Annotated in this window: 13 protein-coding genes; 4 read left to right on the top strand and 9 right to left on the bottom strand. The window is 63.7% G+C overall.

Annotation, left to right across the window (positions count from 1 at the left end):
• The first annotated feature begins 6 nt into the window (after positions 1–6).
• A complete protein-coding gene (locus tag ACFQ00_RS11415; RefSeq protein ID WP_381490574.1) occupies positions 7–1,257 on the top strand; it encodes an aminotransferase class III-fold pyridoxal phosphate-dependent enzyme in 1,251 nt (416 codons plus the stop codon).
• Positions 1,258–1,304: 47 nt separating this feature from the next.
• Positions 1,305–3,056 carry a flavin-containing monooxygenase gene (locus ACFQ00_RS11410; RefSeq protein WP_381490571.1) on the top strand — a complete coding sequence of 584 codons (1,752 nt, stop codon included), beginning with the start codon at positions 1,305–1,307 and terminating at the stop codon, positions 3,054–3,056.
• A gap of 55 nt (positions 3,057–3,111) precedes the next feature.
• Here the strand turns inward: ACFQ00_RS11410 and ACFQ00_RS11405 are convergent, their stop codons facing one another.
• Both ACFQ00_RS11405 and ACFQ00_RS11400 read right to left on the bottom strand, forming a co-directional pair.
• On the bottom strand, positions 3,112–3,987 hold the full coding sequence (locus ACFQ00_RS11405) for an SDR family oxidoreductase (protein WP_381490568.1): 876 nt from the start codon (positions 3,985–3,987) through the stop codon (positions 3,112–3,114).
• Between the two features lie 25 nt (positions 3,988–4,012).
• Positions 4,013–6,256, bottom strand: a complete 2,244-nt coding sequence (locus ACFQ00_RS11400; RefSeq protein ID WP_381490565.1) for a TonB-dependent receptor — start codon at positions 6,254–6,256, stop codon at positions 4,013–4,015.
• Between the two features lie 345 nt (positions 6,257–6,601).
• Between ACFQ00_RS11400 and ACFQ00_RS11395 the strand changes: the two genes are divergently transcribed.
• Entirely contained in the window at positions 6,602–7,792 is a 1,191-nt protein-coding gene (locus ACFQ00_RS11395) for an MFS transporter (protein WP_381490562.1), read from the top strand.
• A gap of 34 nt (positions 7,793–7,826) precedes the next feature.
• On the opposite strand, the gene ACFQ00_RS11390 is transcribed toward ACFQ00_RS11395, so the two are convergent.
• From ACFQ00_RS11390 to ACFQ00_RS11360, 7 genes are all read right to left on the bottom strand, one after another.
• Positions 7,827–8,510 carry a TetR/AcrR family transcriptional regulator gene (locus tag ACFQ00_RS11390; protein ID WP_381490560.1) on the bottom strand — a complete coding sequence of 228 codons (684 nt, stop codon included), beginning with the start codon at positions 8,508–8,510 and terminating at the stop codon, positions 7,827–7,829.
• A gap of 272 nt (positions 8,511–8,782) precedes the next feature.
• Entirely contained in the window at positions 8,783–10,276 is a 1,494-nt protein-coding gene (locus tag ACFQ00_RS11385) for an aldehyde dehydrogenase family protein (RefSeq protein WP_381490557.1), read from the bottom strand.
• 10 nt (positions 10,277–10,286) lie between these two features.
• Positions 10,287–11,897, bottom strand: a complete 1,611-nt coding sequence (locus ACFQ00_RS11380; protein WP_381490554.1) for a GMC family oxidoreductase — start codon at positions 11,895–11,897, stop codon at positions 10,287–10,289.
• A gap of 28 nt (positions 11,898–11,925) precedes the next feature.
• Entirely contained in the window at positions 11,926–12,183 is a 258-nt protein-coding gene (locus ACFQ00_RS11375) for a hypothetical protein (RefSeq protein WP_381490551.1), read from the bottom strand.
• A gap of 107 nt (positions 12,184–12,290) precedes the next feature.
• Positions 12,291–12,707: a c-type cytochrome gene (locus tag ACFQ00_RS11370; protein ID WP_381490548.1), complete on the bottom strand. Its 417-nt coding sequence runs from the start codon at positions 12,705–12,707 to the stop codon at positions 12,291–12,293.
• A gap of 14 nt (positions 12,708–12,721) precedes the next feature.
• Complete coding sequence (locus tag ACFQ00_RS11365; protein WP_381490546.1) at positions 12,722–14,266, bottom strand: FAD-binding oxidoreductase; 1,545 nt, start codon at positions 14,264–14,266, stop codon at positions 12,722–12,724.
• Between the two features lie 18 nt (positions 14,267–14,284).
• Complete coding sequence (locus ACFQ00_RS11360; RefSeq protein ID WP_381490543.1) at positions 14,285–15,565, bottom strand: MFS transporter; 1,281 nt, start codon at positions 15,563–15,565, stop codon at positions 14,285–14,287.
• A 241-nt stretch (positions 15,566–15,806) separates the two neighbouring features.
• Between ACFQ00_RS11360 and ACFQ00_RS11355 the strand changes: the two genes are divergently transcribed.
• The gene (locus ACFQ00_RS11355) at positions 15,807–17,255 is read left to right on the top strand and encodes a 4-hydroxyphenylacetate 3-hydroxylase N-terminal domain-containing protein (RefSeq protein WP_381490540.1); all 1,449 of its coding nucleotides are present in this window, start codon (positions 15,807–15,809) and stop codon (positions 17,253–17,255) included.
• The last annotated feature ends 1 nt before the right edge of the window (position 17,256 follow it).

Below are 17,256 nucleotides of genomic sequence, written 5' to 3'. Positions count from 1 at the left end.
CAGGAATTGCGCGCGCGCGCGGCGAAGGTCATGCCGAGCTCGGCATTTGGCCACGTGGGCACCGCGCTGCTGCCCGCAAACTACCCCCAATTCTTCGAACGGGCCGAGGGCGCCTATGTCTGGGACGCCGATGGCAACCGCTATCTCGACTATATGTGCGCGTTCGGGCCAAACCTGCTCGGCTATCGCGATCCTCGCGTCGAGTCCGCGGCCAGCGCACAGGCGGCACGCGGCGACGTCATGACCGGCCCCTCGCCTCTCGCAGTGGAACTCGCCGAGAAATTCGTGGAGATCGTCGCTCACGCCGACTGGGCGTTCTTCTGCAAGAACGGCACCGACGCGACCACCATCGCACGCACCATCGCCCGCGCGCAAACCGGACGACGCAAGATATTGATCGCGGAGGGCAGCTATCATGGCGCCGCCCCCTGGTGCACCCCCTTCCCCGCCGGAACAGTGCCCGAGGACCGGGCGCATATGCTCACCTTCACCTTCAACGATATTGCCAGTCTCGAAGCAGCCGTGGCCGAGGCGGGCGACGATCTTGCGGGGATCATCGCAACGCCGTTCAAGCATGAAGCCTTTGCCAATCAGGAACTTCCGACCCAGAACTACGCCCGCCGCTGCCGCGAAATCTGCGATGCGACGGGCGCCGTCCTGGTCGTCGACGATGTCCGCGCCGGCTTCCGCCTGGCGGTCGACTGCAGCTGGGCGACCGTCGGCGTAGAGCCCGATCTCAGCTGCTGGGGCAAATGCTTTGCCAACGGATATTCGATTTCGGCGGTGATGGGATCGAACCGCGTCAAGCAAGGCGCGGACTCGATCTTCGCAACCGGCTCATTCTGGCAATCCGCCATCTCCATGGCCGCGGCACTCGCAACGCTCGACATCATTCGCGATGGCAAGGTGATCGAGAAGACCGCTCGCCTCGGCCAGCGCCTACGCGATGGCCTCGACCAGGTATCGCGCCGGCACGGCTTCACCCTCAATCAAACCGGTCCGGCACAGATGCCGCAGATACTCTTCGAAGGCGATCCGGATTTTCGCATCGGCTTCGCCTGGACATCGGCAATGATCGATCACGGCTTCTACCTCCATCCCTGGCACAATATGTTCCTGTGCGACGCGATGACCGAAGAGGACATCGACCAGACGATCTCAGCGGCAGATTCCGCCTTCGCCTCCGTCCGTGCCGCACTGCCGACGCTCCAACCCCACGAGCGCGTCCTCGCGCTCTTTTCGGCCCGAGCGCACTAGGCGGCGCGCCCTTCTCGCTTTCCAACCAGTCGATTGGAACCATCCTCATGACCATCACGGATCTGAAAGGCTGGACATCGGCCTTTTCCGCTGCGCTCAGTGCCACCGACCGCACCACGCTTGCCGCCCTCTTCTCACCCGCCGCGCTGTGGCGCGACATATTGGCGATCAGCTGGAACCTCGTCACAATCGAGGGCGCCGACGCGATCGCCGACATGTTGTTGGAGACACAGCCGCACGTCCACCTCGGCGAGATGAGCACCAGCGCCGAGCCGGGCGCCACCGAGGGATGGATCAGTTTCGAAAACGCTTTCGGTCGGGGCACTGGCTACGTCCGTCTGGACGGCGGCGTGTGTCTCACCATCCTCACCGCGCTGCAAAGCCTCACCGGCCATGACGAGGCCGTCGGGTCGCACCGAGCCATCGGCACCGGCCGCGCAGACGACAAACGGAACTGGCTTGAGCGGCGACAGCAGGAAGCCGCCGAACTGGGCCGCGAAATTCCGCCCTACGTGATCATCATCGGCGGCGGTCAGGGCGGGTTGGCGCTCGGCGCGAGACTGAAGGCGCTCGGCGTGCCCTGCCTCATCATCGACAAGCATCCAAAGGTCGGCGACCAATGGCGCTCGCGATACAAGTCGCTGACCCTCCACGACCCCGTCTGGTACGATCATATGCCGTACCTGCCCTTCCCCGAAAATTGGCCTGTCTACACGCCCAAGGACAAGATGGGGGACTGGCTCGAAGATTATGCCCGGATCATGGAGCTCGATGTCTGGACATCGACCGAATGCACCTCGGCATCCTATGATGCTACGGACCGACAATGGACCGTCAACCTGGTGCGCCACGGCGAGAAGCTCGCCATTCGTGCGCCACACCTCGTGATGGCTGTTGGCAACGCGGGCTTTCCGAACATCCCCGCATTCGAGGGTGCGGAGGCTTTCCGTGGGACGCTCATTCATTCGAGCCAGCACCCAGGCGGCGAGGGCTATGACGGCAAGCGCGTGGCGGTCATCGGGTCGAACAACAGCGCGCACGACATCTGCGCCGATCTGGTGGCGAATGGTGCACATGTGACGATGATCCAGCGATCGAGCACGCTCATTGTCCGCCAGAAAACGATGCAGGACGTTCTCCTCGCCCCACTCTATTCGCAGGAAGCGGTCGACCAGGGCATCACGACCGAACGCGCCGATCTTCTGGTCGCCTCGATGCCGCTCCGTCTTCAGGAAGCATATCACAAGCAGATTTGGCAGGGCATTCGCGCGATGGATGCCGACTTCTACGCGAGCCTCGAAAACGCCGGCTTCCAACTCGACTTCGCCGAGGATGGAACCGGCATGGCGATGAAATACCAGCGCACAGCCTCGGGCTATTATATCGACGTCGGCGCCAGCGACATGATCATCGACGGCCGCATCGCTCTGCGTTCGGGTGTCGGTGTAAAGCAAATCGTCGAGGACGGACTCATTCTTTCAGACGGCTCGCATCTTGCCGCAGACGCCATCGTCATGGCGACAGGCTTTGGATCAATGGACGAATGGGTGGCGCGGCTGATCTCACCCGGAGTCGCGGCGCGCATCGGCAAATGCTGGGGCTATGGATCGGGCGTCGCGGGCGATCCCGGACCGTGGGAAGGCGAGCTCCGCAACATGTGGAAGCCGACCGCACAGCCGGGGCTCTGGTTCCACGGCGGTAACCTTGCCCAATCGCGCTTTTATTCCCGCTATCTCGCGTTGCAGCTCAAGGCGCGACACGCGCAACTGCCGCTGCCGATCTATGGAGAGCCCAAGTAGACGCGGCGGTCGTGGATGACCGTAGCGTCGGAGGTATCAGGAAGCGCCACTGATATCAGTTCGCCTCCAGCTCGAAATGCTCGGCAATCATGTCTTCCCATTCGTCGGGAGCGAAGGTCGGCCGCGCGTCGAACAGCTCGATCTGCTCGTCAGATGCCACGACGGTGCGCAGCGGTGGAGTGGGATCGGCCGCGAGTTTCGAGATGGCCTTGGCAAGAAGGGAAAGATCCCCGCCGTTGTTCTCGTCGTTCTCAACAATCGCCATCGCGCGCACAAACTTCTCACGATGCGCAGGAGAGACATCGGCCTCGTCGACCAGCGTCCGCGACGAGGTGAAACCGGTCGGAAAATCCCCGGGCTGGATGAGCGACACGCGCACGCTCGAATCCCGCAATTCGAGCCGTAGCGCTTCGCAATACCCTTCAAGCGCGAATTTCGAAGCGCTGTACATGCCCTGATAGGGCACACCGACCGTGCCGGCGAGCGAACCGACGACAATCAGCTTGGCGGCAGGTCGCTGTCGGAGGTACGGCACCGTCGCGCGCACGACCCGATGGACACCGAAGACATTCGTTTGAAACTGCGCCACCATATCGGCCATCGGCGTATCCTCGATCGGCCCCATGACGCCGAAGCCTGCGCTGCACAGGACCAGATCGACCTGCCCCGCCTGCCCGACGACCGAAGCGACCGCCTGCTCAACCGAGGCATCGCTGTCGACATCCATCGCCACAAACTCGACGCCCGGAGCAGCAACGATCTTTCCGGGGTTTCGAGAGGTTCCGAACACACGATAGCCGTCGGCAACCAGCGCCTTCGCCATGATCTTGCCAAGGCCCGAACTGGCACCCGTCACGAGTGCCACAGGCTGCTTGTTGTCATTTGATGCGTTGCTCATGAGTCTTCCCAATCCGTGAAATTCGCTATCCAATGGAGCGGTACTTTTGTCCCAGACCTCAGAAGCTGAAGGACACCTGGACGCCATATGTCTTGGGATCATTGTAGTTGAGCTGATCCTGGGTGATGACCGGGAAGAGCGCCGTGAGATATTTGGTCCCTGTCAGATTTTTCCCCCAAAGCGCGATTTCGAATTTCCCATCGGGCTTGTAAGCAAGGCGGGCATTCAGCTGTGCGTGCTCGCCAACCGCATTGCCGGGGAGGTTGTCAGGGTAAAGATAGATCTTCGAGCTGTAGGATGTATCGACATGCGCGCGCACGGTTCCGTTCTCGCCAACGGGCAGCGTGAGAGTGGCGCCCGCCGACAGCGCGAGCGAAGGCGCGTTGACCAGCTTGTTACCGTCGAAATCGGAGCCGGCGAGGCCGCTAAAATCCTTGTATTCGCTGTCGAGGATACTCGCCGCGACGAACAGTTCCAGCGGCTCCACGGGCTTTGCGGTAACTTCCGCCTCGAAGCCGAGGATCCGTGCATTACCGGCGTTGAGCTTGCGCTGCACCGGGACCGTCGCGCTGGTATCGAACACAAACACCTGAAGATCGCGATAGTCGTAGTAGAACGCAGAGGCATTGAAACGAAGCCGCCGATCGAACAGATCGCTCTTGAAGCCCGCCTCATAAGCGAAAAGCTTTTCCGAGCCGAAAGGCTGGAGCTGCAGCGGATCGGTCGCGGCGCCCCCGGCGAAGCCGCCGCTGTTATACCCCTTCGAAGCAGACGCATAGAGCAGGATATTGTCGCCCTGCCAGGCAAGTGCAGCGCGCCACGAAAGATCCTTGAAACGCCGACTGTCGTTGATGTCGACGAGCGGGACGATGAAGCCCTCCTCATCGAAGAAGCTGCTGAAATCGAATTTGATCTTGTCCGTCGAGTAGCGCAGGCCGAGCGTCGCGGTCAGGCGGTCGGTGAGCTTGATGTCGGCCTGGCCGAAGGCGGCAAGACTGGTCGTCTTCTGCTCATAAGGATAGCGCAGCAGCCCGATCGAGTTTGCCGGATCGAAACCGTTCATCGGCGCCGTCGGATCGCGCAGATCGCGAAGCAGATCATAGTAACTGGCGGTTGTCAGCTTATCGTGGAAATAATATCCGCCGACGATCCACGAAATGCGATCACCCGTGCCCGAGGCAAGGCGCAGCTCCTGGCTGAACTGGCGGGGCCGGTCTTTGTAGAGCGCATTGATGATGTCGTTGGGGCTGGTATCAGTATCCTCAATCGTCGACCGGTTGACCTTCTCGTAAGCGCTGATCGACGTGAGGGTAAGGTCGCCGATATTGAATTCACCGGTGAGCGAGGCGCCGAACACATCCACCCTCTCCTGCCCTTCGATGTCATAATCGCCGGCATAGATGTCATCGTCGGTATCCGCATAACCAAGGCCATCAAGCGGCGTGCCGTCAGGCAGAAAGGCCGGGTTCCCGAAAAAGTCGATGCCTTGGCCGCGATGCTGGAATTGCCGGGCGCCACCGCGATTGGCCCCGCCATGGACGCTAAGACGCAGCAGAGCAGAAGCGCTCGGCGTGAAATCAACGATGCCGCGCGCGGCCCAGATATCGATATCGTTGACATGGTTGCCGGTCACACGGTTGAGCGTGGTGCCGTCGCGGCGATTGTAGAGGCCGGCGACCCGGACCTTGAGCACGTCCTTCACGATCGGGCCGCCCACGCCCGCTTCAAGATGCACTTCGTCGAAACGGCCATAAAGCAGAGAGGCGTTCATCGTCAGCTCGTTGGTCGGCTTGCGCGAGCTGAACCGGATCGCGCCTGCCGTCGTGTTGCGGCCATAGAGCGTTCCCTGCGGCCCCTTCAGCACCTCAATCCCTTCGCTGTCGAAAATGTTGAACAGCTTGCCGGCGTTGGCGCCAAGAAACACGTCGTCGACATAAACGCCGACCGCGCCCGTGGTGTTCGAATTGAAATCGCCGATCCCGACACCGCGGATGAACAGCGAGGTCGTCGTCGCCGCGGTTCCAGCCTGCATCGAAAGGCTGGGTACAAGCAGAGTCAAGTCGCGCGGGTCGCGAACCCCAGCCTCCTGCAATCCTTCGCCCCCAATCGCCGCGATCGCGATCGGCACATCCTGGACATTCTGGGCACGGCGCTGCGCCGTCACAACGATGACACCGATGCCGCCGGCTTGTTCCGCATCCTCCGGCGAAGCAGCCTCGACCTCAGCCGGCACAGCCTGGGCGAATGCGGGAGCAGCCATCGCGGCAAGCGAGGCGGTCATCATCAGAAGCGTTTTACGCATTGCAGTTTCCCCTCCTTTAAGCGGCCGCCTGTCTTCAGATTGCGGCCATCCATAATCAAATTGGACCGGGTGTCCGGTCCACCTCGCGAAGATGGCTCGACACGCGCTCACCCGAGGTCGCGAGGGGATAACGGCGCGGCATCCCCCCGCATCCGTCCACGTCCGCAGATGTTGCCGAGAGCCGACGCCTCCATCCTGTCCCACCGACTCACGCCATCCCTAAAATGGATATTTATCTTATTATTCTTTTTCGATTTGCTATTATGTCAAGCCATATGTGCAAAATTGGCCACCTCCTACCTTTATAATCAGATATGTATTGACTTACAGATGAGATAGGGCAGCGTGCGTGCCGGCATCCAGCGGGCAGGGAGCAGCATGGAGAATCACGCGATCAACGGGCGGAACCTCGGCACCGCCATCGTCATCGGGTCGCTCGGAACAACGGTGCTCGGCATCGAACCCATTCTCCTCAGTGCCATGGTCCATGAAGGACGGATCGCGGAAACGACCGTCGGGGCACTGGTCACGACCGAACTGCTGGCCATCGCTATCGGCAGCGTCATCGGCACGCGCCTGCTCGCGCGCTTCGGAGCCCATGGCGTCGCCGCGAGTGCCGGTCTTCTCACAGCAGCACTCAATGCGTGCACGATAGGTGTCAAAGGCGATCTGGCGCTGATCGCCACGCGCGGCGCGGCCGGCGCGATCGAAGGTATTTTGATGGCTCTCGCCCTCGTCGCGATCGCGCGAAGCAGGCAACCCGAGCGCGCCAGCGGTCTCTTCCTTGCCGCTCAGACCTTCATTCAATTCGTCGCCGTATCGCTCGCCCCCAGCCTTGCGCTCGAAGGATCGAACACCGATGGCTGCCTCACCATCCTTTCGGGTTGCGGACTGGCAGCAGCACTCATCGCAACGATCGCACCTCGGCGGCTTGTCCCACCAGAACGCAAACAAAGCGGCGGCGAACTCGGCCCACGCAGCTTCGTCGGCTTGGCGGCCGTCGGCGCCTTCACCGGAGCGACACTATGCATATGGGGATATCTCGGCCTTTGGATCTCGCACAATGGCTTTCCGGCTGAACTTGAAAGCAGAGCCGTCGCGCTGTCGCTCGCCGCACAGATCATAGGCGCATTGGTCGCCGCGCACCTCGGCTCTCGTTTGCTGCCGCGCGCTACAATTCTCGCGAGCACTGCGCTCGCGATTCTCGTGCTATTGCTGATGCTGCACGCGCAGCATGATATACGCATCCTGTATGCGCTGAGCGCCGCCTTCAGTTTTCTCTGGCTCTTCACGCTTCCCGCCTTTGCCGGCCTCCTCGTCGAGATCGACCCGACCCGGCGCGCACTTCTTTATATCGCAGCGGTCCAGCTCGCGGGGGCCGCGCTGTTGCCAACGCTCGCGGGGATCGCCGTCGGTTATCACGGCATCGGGGGCGCCTTCTGGCTGGCGATAGGCGTGCTGGCGATCGCGATGGCGCTCGTAGCCGGCCTGCACGCGCCGCCCGCGAAAATCGAAAAGGAAGCGTGGCAGGACTGATCGCGAGTGACGACCGCGAAACCTTCAAATTTTCCTAAGCCACCACTTCGGATGCAGCATCCGATTCCTCGATCTCGCGCTGCACCAGAAACTCGGGCAGATAAGTCCGCATATGCGCAAAGCGCGCGCGCCGAACATATTCTTCCTCATGGTCGGGAAGATAGCCGTAGCGATGATTGTACAAGGCCCAAAGCGAGTCATTGAGAACGATCGTCTCGGTTACGCGATCAACGAGGCCCGGGATCTCCGGCAGGACGAAGCATTGCCGGATTTGCGCGATGGCACTCAATGCGAGTTCGCGGTCGAGCTCAAGGTCGCGCGCGCGTATCGTCCAGTTGCTTCCAGCGCCGAAGATGATCTTTCGGGCCGCGACGTTCGCATTGTAGAAACAGCGCGATGCCTCGTAGCGAAAATCCACCAGACTCTGCCACGTCGCGAACGGCGTATCAGAGACGGGATTCATGCCATCCGAGAAAATGCCAAAATAGCGCTCCGCCAGCGCCGCGAAGACGTGCTGCGCGTCTGGAAAGAAGTGGTAAATCGAGGCAGGCGACATTTCCGCCTCTTCGGCAAGCGTATAAATACTGACATCGCCGGGCTCGCGATCCTTCAGCACCCGCGCGGCTGCATCGAGGATCGCCTCGAACCGCTCCTGGCTCCGCTTCTGACGCGGCCTTCGGATTTGGGCTGGCCGGGCTGGAGGTTGATCTTCAATCATAACGGGCGATCATTTATCCAATAATTACAGGGTCTGAGATAAAGCCTGCCCTAATCTCTCGACCGTTGCAACCAGCCAGCGATTGCCCGACACGGCCTCCGCTGCCAGTATAGGCGCTGAAACGGCCGTCGATGCCAGCCTTCGCCAAACCAACTCCTAATTTGAAATATTCGATATTAGTGGAAATGCCTCCACTCCATAGTAATGGTTATGCAACCGCTCGGCGAGATCGACCGCCGCTTCCGGCGAAGTCGGGATCATCGTGGCCGTGATCAATAACCGATCATCACGGCCTTGGTTTCGGTGAACGCCTCGACACCAGCACGGCCGTTCTCGCGGCCAAGGCCGGATTGTCGGAAGCCGCCGAACGGCAGTGCGAATTCCATGCCCGCGCCGTTCACCTTCACCGATCCTGCGCGCAGCCGTTTCGCCATGGCGTGGGCGGCGGTGAGATCGCGCGTCCAGACATAGGCGGAAAGGCCGTAGATACTGTCGTTGGCGCGGCAGGCCAGTGCGTCGAAATCCCCGTCCGAGAAACGCATCACGCTGAGCACGGGGCCGAAAATCTCCTCGCACACGATCCGCATGTCGGCGCGCGCGTCGACGAAGATGGTGGGGCGAACGAAATAGCCCGCCCCCTCGGGCGCGGAGCCGCCGGTGAGCAGACTGGCGCCCTCGCGGAGGCCCGCGTCGATGTAGCCGAGCACACGCTCGCGCTGACGCTGCGAGATCAGCGGGCCAAGCGCCACACCGCCCTGCCAGCCGGGGCCGACCGTCAGCCTGTCCGCGAATTCGGCGAGCGCAGCCATTAAGCGGTCAAAGATCGCATCGGCCACGAACAGGCGCGAGCCGGCGGCGCAGACCTGCCCGCTGTTGCCGAAGATGCCCATGGCGACGGCAGGCACGGCCTTTTCGAGATCGGCATCGGCGAAGACGATCGATGCCGACTTTCCGCCGAGTTCGAGCGAGACGCGCTTCAGGTCGGCGACGCTCGCCCGCAGGATGCCCTGCCCCGTTTCGGTGGAGCCGGTGAAGGAGATCTTGTCGACGCCAGGATGCGCGACAAGCGCCGCGCCGGCCTCCGCGCCGAGGCCGGTGACGACATTGACGCTGCCGGCCGGGAAGCCCGCCGCCTCGACGAGCTCGGCGAGGCGAAGCCCGCTCATCGGTGCAAGCTCGGCGGGCTTCAGGACCACCGTGCAGCCAGCCGCGAGCGCCGCCGACAGCTTGGCGCAGGTGATCGCGAACGGCGCGTTCCACGGCACGATCAGCGCGGCGACGCCGAGCGGATCGCGGGTGGTGTAGCCGTGCCAGTTGCCGGGCACCGAAACCGGCACGGTCTCCCCGCCCAGCCGCCGCGCCCAGCCCGCATTGTAGCGGATGACGCTAATGGCAGCGCCGACGGCGCCGCGCGCGTTCGGAAACGGCATGCCGTTATCGAGCGTTTCGATCGCGGCGATTTCATCCTGTTCCGCCTCGATCAGCGCAGCGAGATTGAGCAGCAGGGACTCGCGCCGTGCAGCGGGCATGTCGCGCCATTCCGGCCGTTCGAAAGCGGCGCGCGCGGCGGTGACCGCAGCGTCGATCTCGCGTGCGGTTCCGGCCGCGATCTCGCCGATGCACTGTTCATCGGCAGGGTTGATCACCGCGATCGGCGGCGCATCCTGCGCCTGCCAGCGCCCGCCGATGAAATGCCCGTGTGGCTGCGCGATCCGCGCCCGCGCGCGTTCGAACACCGGGCTCCACGCCTCGCCAGCTTCCGCCATTTCCCTCTCCTCAGGCCGATTTTTGCAGAATGACGTCCGCCGCCTTCTCGCCGATCATGACGGCGGCGGCATTGGTGTTGGCGCCCACCAGCAACGGCATGATCGAGGCGTCGACGATGCGAAGCCCTTCAATCCCGTGGACGCGAAGCGAAGGATCGACCACGGCGTCCGGCCCCCTCCCCATCGCGCAGGTGCCGACCGGATGATGCACGACGCCCGCAAGCTCCGCCTTCATCGCGTCGAGCTGCTCGTCGCTCTGCCTGTCGGCGCCGGGGAGAATTTCCCGCTCGACGTAGCTGGCGAGCGGCCCCGCCGAATAGATGCGACGCGAGAGCGCGAGCCCCTTCTTCAGCTTCGCCCAGTCGTTCTCATGCTGAAGGAGATTGAGCTGGATGCGCGGCGACGAGCGGGGATCGCTGTCGCGCAGGGTGAGCGCGCCCCGGCTTTCCGGCCGCAGCAGGCAGATCGAATTGTAGAAGCAATCCTTCTTCGCCGCGCGGAAGCCGGGGAACCAGATGTTGGCGTCGACCCGAACCGGGCTCACCATGATCTGCAGGTCCGGCCGGTCGAGCCCCTCTTCCGAGCGCGCGAGAATGCAGGCAGCGGCGATCTGGTTGGCGAACATGCCCTTGCCCATCAGATACCAGCGAAGGAATGAAAGCGCTGCACGATCGAAGCGGAGTTCCTTCGCGAAGCTGTGCGGCGGCGCTGCATCGTACTGGTGCGCTAGGCGGACATGCTCCTGAAGATTGCGCCCGACGCCGCCGAGATCGTGCACCACATCGATGCCGTGTTCCTTCAGCGCGGCGCCGTCGCCGACGCCCGACAGCATCAGCAATTGCGGCGAGCCATAGGCGCCCGCGCTGAGGATCACCTCACGATCCGCGCGCGCGGCCTGAACGGCGCCGCCGCGCTCGTACTCGATGCCCACGGCGCGCCGGCCTTCGAACAGGATACGCCGCACGAGCGAGCGCGTCGCAATCACCAGATTGGGGCGACGACGGATACCGTCGAGGTAGGCGCGCGCCGATCCGCAGCGCCGGCCGTCCCGGATCGCGATCTGGACATCCGCGCAGCCTTCGTTGGAGGCGCCGTCCGCGTCCGGATTATAGTCGAAGCCGCAGAGTGCGGCGGACGCCCGCACCTCCTCCGCCATCAGGCGCGACGTGTCGACCGGCGCGACACCTATCGGTCCGCTCTTCCCGCGCCATGCGTTGCCGCCCGTCCAGTGATCCTCGGATCGCTTGAAATAGGGCAGCACGTCGGCATAGCCCCACCCCTCGCAGCCGAGCGCCGCCCAATCGTCGAAATCCTTCGGATGCCCGCGAAAATGCACCATGCCGTTGATCGACGACGAACCGCCGAGCAGCCGCCCACGCGGCAGGGGAAAGACCTTGCCATCGACCGCAGCCTCAGGCTCCGACGCGAACGCCCAGGTGAGATCGGGATTGCGCAGCGCCTGCAGGAAGCCGAGCGGCATCTGCACATAGGGATGGTTCGCCTCGCCGCCCGCTTCGAGCAGCAAAACCCGGCAGGCCGGGTCCGCCGACAGGCGATTGGCGAGCACGGAGCCCGCCGAGCCGGCACCCACAATGATGAAGTCGAACTGTGAACCGTTCACGCTAGGAGATTCCTTCTTGTGCCGGCGCTCAGACGCGCCAGAAAAATCCGCTCGGCCCGGAGGGTGCGGTCCGGGCCGCGACATGGCGCAGGGATCGCCCGGCGGACCGGGCGATATCGCGCATCAGGTGCATGTCCGAGTAGCCGGTGAGGCCGATGAGAGGCGTGCCCGATGCAAGCCAGCCGGCACCCCGCCCCAGAAACAGCGCGACGATTTCGCCGCGCGGATCGACAAGCTCATACCCCCGGCTGCGCGCGCGGGCTTCAAGCGCGGGCGCGGATGGCATCCGCATATCCACCACGAAACGCATTCCGCCGGCAGCGGCCGCTCCGTTCACCAATCCCGCGAGCGGTAGCGCTGCGAAACCCTTAATCAGCGTTCGGCGATTTGGAGTCATTTCTTTTTCGTCCGAGTCAGATACTCGGCGATCTTGCCCAACTCCTCGTCGGTCACGTCGACTCTGGAGATAGGCGGCATGTTCACGATACCGCTGCGGACCACGGCCTTCACATAGTCGGCGTCGAGATCGGTGCGCGTGTGGAGTTCGGCCATGTCCTTGCCGAGGCGGCGGCCGAGCATGATCGCGCCGGTATTCCGGCCGACGTGGCAGAAGGCGCATTTACTGCCGTACAGGCGTTCGCCGGCATCCGCCGACGCCGTCCCGAAAAGGACCACCTGGGACTGGCGTGTCCTTGCCGGCTCCCGCGTCTGCGCAGGCGCTTCCTCACTGCTTCCCGCGCAGGCAACGATGGCGAGGCCGAGTGCACAGGAGAGCAACACGCGGCCACGCCTTCCACCGTAGAAGTTCACAGGCTTGCCTCTCCTCATGCGCGGTTGGTGCCGATGCCGTTGCGGCCGGGCGCGATGATGTTGTTGGGATCGAGGCAGGCCTTGATCCTGTCGTTCAGCCGGCGCAGCGCGCCGTTGTTGAAGTCGTAGGTGGCGGCGATGATATCCATGTAGGAGATGTGTCCGCGATACTCCGCGAAACCGTGCGACGCCGCCTCGGCGACGAGATGACGGTAGAGCGCATCCACCCGCGCCACCATCTCGGGATCGTCGCGGTCGTAGAGGATCAGGCTGACGTTGTTGACGTGGCGTCGGCCGATCGTGAAGCTGGCATAATAATCGTGCCCGACATGCTCGTAATAGGCCTTCACCTTGCGGGCATAGTCGAGGATCAGCGCGCCATCGGACGGCATCACCGGCGCGAAGCTGAGATGCCCGCCGCGCCCACCATACCAGTTCACGCTCTGCAGGCCGATCGTCGTCGGGATGCCGCGCGCCGATCTGTCGGGTGGATCGTCCTGCTGCCAGAGTTCGAAATTCAGCTCGCGGCCGAGCCTCGGCTCGAACAGGCCGCGGATCAGTTCGACATGGGCCTTCACCGTCGCCGCATGACCGAAGAGGTTGATCTTGGCGTTCCACCAGCCGATGCCGAGCTTCGCGATCATCGCCTCGCACGCCTTGTCCGGGATGGCGCCGGGGCCTTCGTACCATTCCGCGCGCTGCGATACGACCGACGCGGCGCGAACTGGGTTGCCGAACACGATGTTGTGCTGGATGACATCGCGGCGACGGAGATCCGCAAGGATATCGATCGCCCATGCTGCGTCTTCGAATTTCGGAAACGCCAGCTCGATCTTCGCGGTCATTTCCGGCTCGGGCTGAAGCCAGACGCCTGCCTTGGTGACGATGCCGAAATTGGACTGGAAGAACATCTGGTCCCAGCCCGGGCCGTAGCCGTATTTGTAGGCGTGCCAGCCCGCGCTGCCCTCCATCGCCCCCATGCCGGTGCGCAGGAGATCGCCGTCCGGCAGCACCGCCTCGATACCGCAAATCTGCTCGCAGTGATCGCCGTAGGGCGTATAGCCGATACCGCGATCGAGCGCGTTGCCGATGACGCTGCCCCAGCTGTTGCCGGGGGTGGACATCCACAGGCGGCTCTTCCGCGCATCGAGGTGCGCGTAGAGATCGAAGAAGCTGACGCCCGGTTCGATCAGACAGTGCGCCTGCTTCTCGTTTACGTCGAGCACCCGGTTCATGCGGCCGAGATCGAGGATCACGTTGCCGCGCTCGGTGGGCGACGCGGCGCCGTAGCCGAGGTTCTTGCCGCGGCTGACCGGCCAGAGCGGCACCTTGAATGTGTTCGCGGCGCGCACGATCGCTCGCACCTCCTCGACCGAGGCCGGGGCGACGACGGCCGAGCAATCATGATCGAGCCCGTCGCCGAGCGCGTAGGGATCGATATAGGCCTGCCGGTCCTCGTCGCCGTCCAGCACCCAGTCCTTGCCGACGACGGAGCGGAAGGCAGCAAGCGCGCGGGCGAATGCAGCTTCGCCGAGCCGTCGCGGAACCACGGATGTCATGCCGCCCTCCCGATCGATTCAGACACGCGCACGCTTCGCGGCGTAGCCGGCCCAGTATTTCGGCTCGAAACCGAAGCCGATGAACGCGCACACGAACGCCGTCACCACCACCGCGATGAACGGAATCGTGAAGCCGCCGGTGAGATCGACGCCAAGCCCGATCGCCCAGATGCCGCCCGCCGCGCCCAGATGGAAGGAGGCGTTCAGGAAGGCGATGACCTGCGCGATCGGCTTCACGCCGTAAAGATGGCGCGCCAGCACCGGCGCCTGCACGACGACACCGCCATGCGAGAGGCCGCGCACGAACGTGAACAGCACGAAGGTCGCGAAGCCCGACACCGGGAAGGCAAGGAGGACGGCAACGCCGCACAGCGCCCAGCAGGCGGCGACGCCCTTGCTGGAAAACCGGTCGAACACCCAGCCGAACAGGATCTTGCCGAGCCCCGACAGCACGATGACGATGGTGAAGCCGAGCGCGGCCATGTACGCGCCGAGATTGGCCTGCCGCTCCACGAACAGCGGGATATATTCGTTGATGCCGTTGCTGATCGCGCCGGAAAGCGCGGTGGCGACGATGAGCAGGATGAACTGCCGCGACTTCAGGATCTCCCGGAATTCCGGCCCCGGATCGGCGGCGGCCACCGCGGCGGCCCTGGCGCCGCCAGGACCCGGATCAAGCTCCTCCGCCGTGTAGCCATAGGCGGCCGGCGTTTCGCGGAACAGGAAGATCGCGGCCGACGTGACGAAGATGAGCACGACGAGGCCGGCGAAAGCCGAGGTCGCGTGCCAGCCGAAATGCGTGAGCCCGTAGGCGGTAGCGAGCGGCACGATGGCGCCCGCCGCCGCGCCGCCCAGCATCGCGACGCCCGTCATCCGGCCAAGACTGGCCGAGTACCATTTGGCGAGCGTCACCTGCACGGCGATGAGGCTGAGAATGGACGCGAAGCCCGACAGCGCCGCCAGCAGATAATAGACGGGCAGGTTGCGCACGAAATACAGAAGCAAGGTGGCGACGCCGACCACCACGACCGACTGCACGAAGACGCGCTTCAAGCCGAACTTCACGATCAGGCCGCCGGCGAAGAGACCGCCGACCGCCGACACCGCCGACTTGATGGCCATGAAGCTGGTCGTCTGCGTGACGCTCCAGCCCATGTCGCTTGAGATCGTACCGTACATGATCGGCATCATCATCGACACGCCGGCGAGCGCGATGCCCCACACGAGAAATCCCGTCAGGATGTTCATCCACGCATAGCGCCGCATCGTCGCGACGGAAGGGCGACCCTCCTCACTCATAACCAAAATCCTCCCCAAGTCCGTCGGATGAAGGCCCGCAAGGCCCGCACGCGCTTCCCTTCCGCCGCATCGGAAGGCGGTCGTTCTTTTTGACAGAACGATGTTCTTTTATTTTGACATGCCCTCACTGTCAATCGAACATACTCCCCAACGACGTTCTGTTTGACAGAACGTCGTTATATTCTATTTGCACCAAACGCGAATCGTGAATACACGTGTTTTCATTCGGGGAGTAGATCACATGGCAGTTCGCACAGGCACAGAGTATAAATCCGGGCTCGACGACGACCGTTCGGTCTGGCTTGGAGAGAGCAGGATCGACGTGACGACGGACCCGCGCCTCGCCGGTTCGCTGGACGGCATGGCCGGCTATTTCGACTGGCAGACCGCGTATGCGGACGAATGCCTGATCGACGACCCCGAGCGGGCCGGCGAGAAGATGAGCATCAGCCTGATGCTGCCCCGGAGCAAGGACGACCTGAAGCTGCGGCGGCGCGGGCTGGAACGCCTCGCCCGCTATTCCTACGGCATGCTGGGCCGCACACCCGACTATGTGAACGTCGTGCTTTCGGGCCATACCGCGCGCCGCGACCTGTGGGAACGCGGCGACCCCTGCCACCACGACCGGCTTGCCCGCTTCCACCGCGAGGTGATCGACGGCGATCTTTCGATGACGCACACGATCGTCCACGCCAACATCGACAAGGGCGCCGGCGATCTGGAGGGCATGAATTCCGACCTCACGCTGCGCGTCGTCGGCCGCAACGAGAACGGCATCATCGTGCGCGGCGGCAAGGTGCTGGCGACGCTTGGCCCGATCGCGGACGAGATCTACGTCTACCCGTCCGCCCCCATCCCGAGCGGCGCAGAGCAATATGCGCTGATCTTCTCCGTGCCGGTGAAGACCAAGGGCGTCACCATGATCTGCCGCGACCACTACGGCATCAACGCCAGCGTGGCGGACGCGCCCTTCTCCTCGCGCTTCGACGAGCAGGACGCCTTCGTGATCTTCGACGATGTCGAGGTCCCCTACGAGCGGCTGTTCTGCGAGGGCGACCTCGCCGTCTACAACAGCATCACGCAGGGCGTTTCGCCCGGCAACACGCTGCAGCAGACGGCGATCCGCGCCATGGTGAAGCTGGAGTTCGCCTACGATCTCTGCACCAGCATCGCCCGCGTTTCGAACAGCGACAAGCGGCCCGACGTCGCCGTGCTGCTGGGCGAGGTGCACGCCTATCTTTCGATCACCCGCTCCGTCCTGCACGCCGCCGAGGACCGCGCACACGACTGGGGCGCGGGCGCCGTCTTCCCGCACAAGGACCTCGCCGTGCTGCGCTGCGTGATGCCGACATGGATGACGCGCGTGAACGAGATCATCCGCGCGCTCGGATCGCACAACCTGCTGGCGACGCCCTCGCTCGCACTGTTCGAGAATCCCGAGATCGGCGACATGCTGCGCAAGTATCTGCCCGGCGCGAACGGCATTTCGGCGGAGGACCGCGCGCGGATCATGCGCACGGCGTGGGACTTCGCCGGCTCCGCGCTTGGCAGCCGCATCGAGCTGTATGAGATGTTCTATCTCGGCAGCCAGGGCCGCGCGCGCATCGGCGACCACATGGTCGCGCAGCGCGACCACGAATGGGGCCAGGTGCGCGAGTTCATGCAGAAATCCGGCATCCTGCCCGGCTGAG

It is taken from the genome of Sphingosinicella xenopeptidilytica (assembly GCF_042676985.1).
GTDB classification, from domain to species: domain Bacteria; phylum Pseudomonadota; class Alphaproteobacteria; order Sphingomonadales; family Sphingomonadaceae; genus Sphingosinicella; species Sphingosinicella xenopeptidilytica.
Note: the sequence above shows the minus strand (reverse complement) of the source record. Positions and strands in the feature narration are given on the sequence as shown.

What these genes read in the sequence shown, in the direction of transcription:
- ACFQ00_RS11385 (WP_381490557.1), bottom strand. Translation starts at nt 10,276, where the DNA reads ATGGCGGAAGCTGGCGAGGCGTGGAGCCCGGTGTTCGAACGCGCGCGG.
- ACFQ00_RS11410 (WP_381490571.1), top strand. Translation starts at nt 1,305, where the DNA reads ATGACCATCACGGATCTGAAAGGCTGGACATCGGCCTTTTCCGCTGCG.
- ACFQ00_RS11375 (WP_381490551.1), bottom strand. Translation starts at nt 12,183, where the DNA reads ATGCCATCCGCGCCCGCGCTTGAAGCCCGCGCGCGCAGCCGGGGGTAT.
- ACFQ00_RS11390 (WP_381490560.1), bottom strand. Translation starts at nt 8,510, where the DNA reads ATGATTGAAGATCAACCTCCAGCCCGGCCAGCCCAAATCCGAAGGCCG.
- ACFQ00_RS11355 (WP_381490540.1), top strand. Translation starts at nt 15,807, where the DNA reads ATGGCAGTTCGCACAGGCACAGAGTATAAATCCGGGCTCGACGACGAC.
- ACFQ00_RS11360 (WP_381490543.1), bottom strand. Translation starts at nt 15,565, where the DNA reads ATGAGTGAGGAGGGTCGCCCTTCCGTCGCGACGATGCGGCGCTATGCG.
- ACFQ00_RS11400 (WP_381490565.1), bottom strand. Translation starts at nt 6,256, where the DNA reads ATGCGTAAAACGCTTCTGATGATGACCGCCTCGCTTGCCGCGATGGCT.
- ACFQ00_RS11365 (WP_381490546.1), bottom strand. Translation starts at nt 14,266, where the DNA reads ATGACATCCGTGGTTCCGCGACGGCTCGGCGAAGCTGCATTCGCCCGC.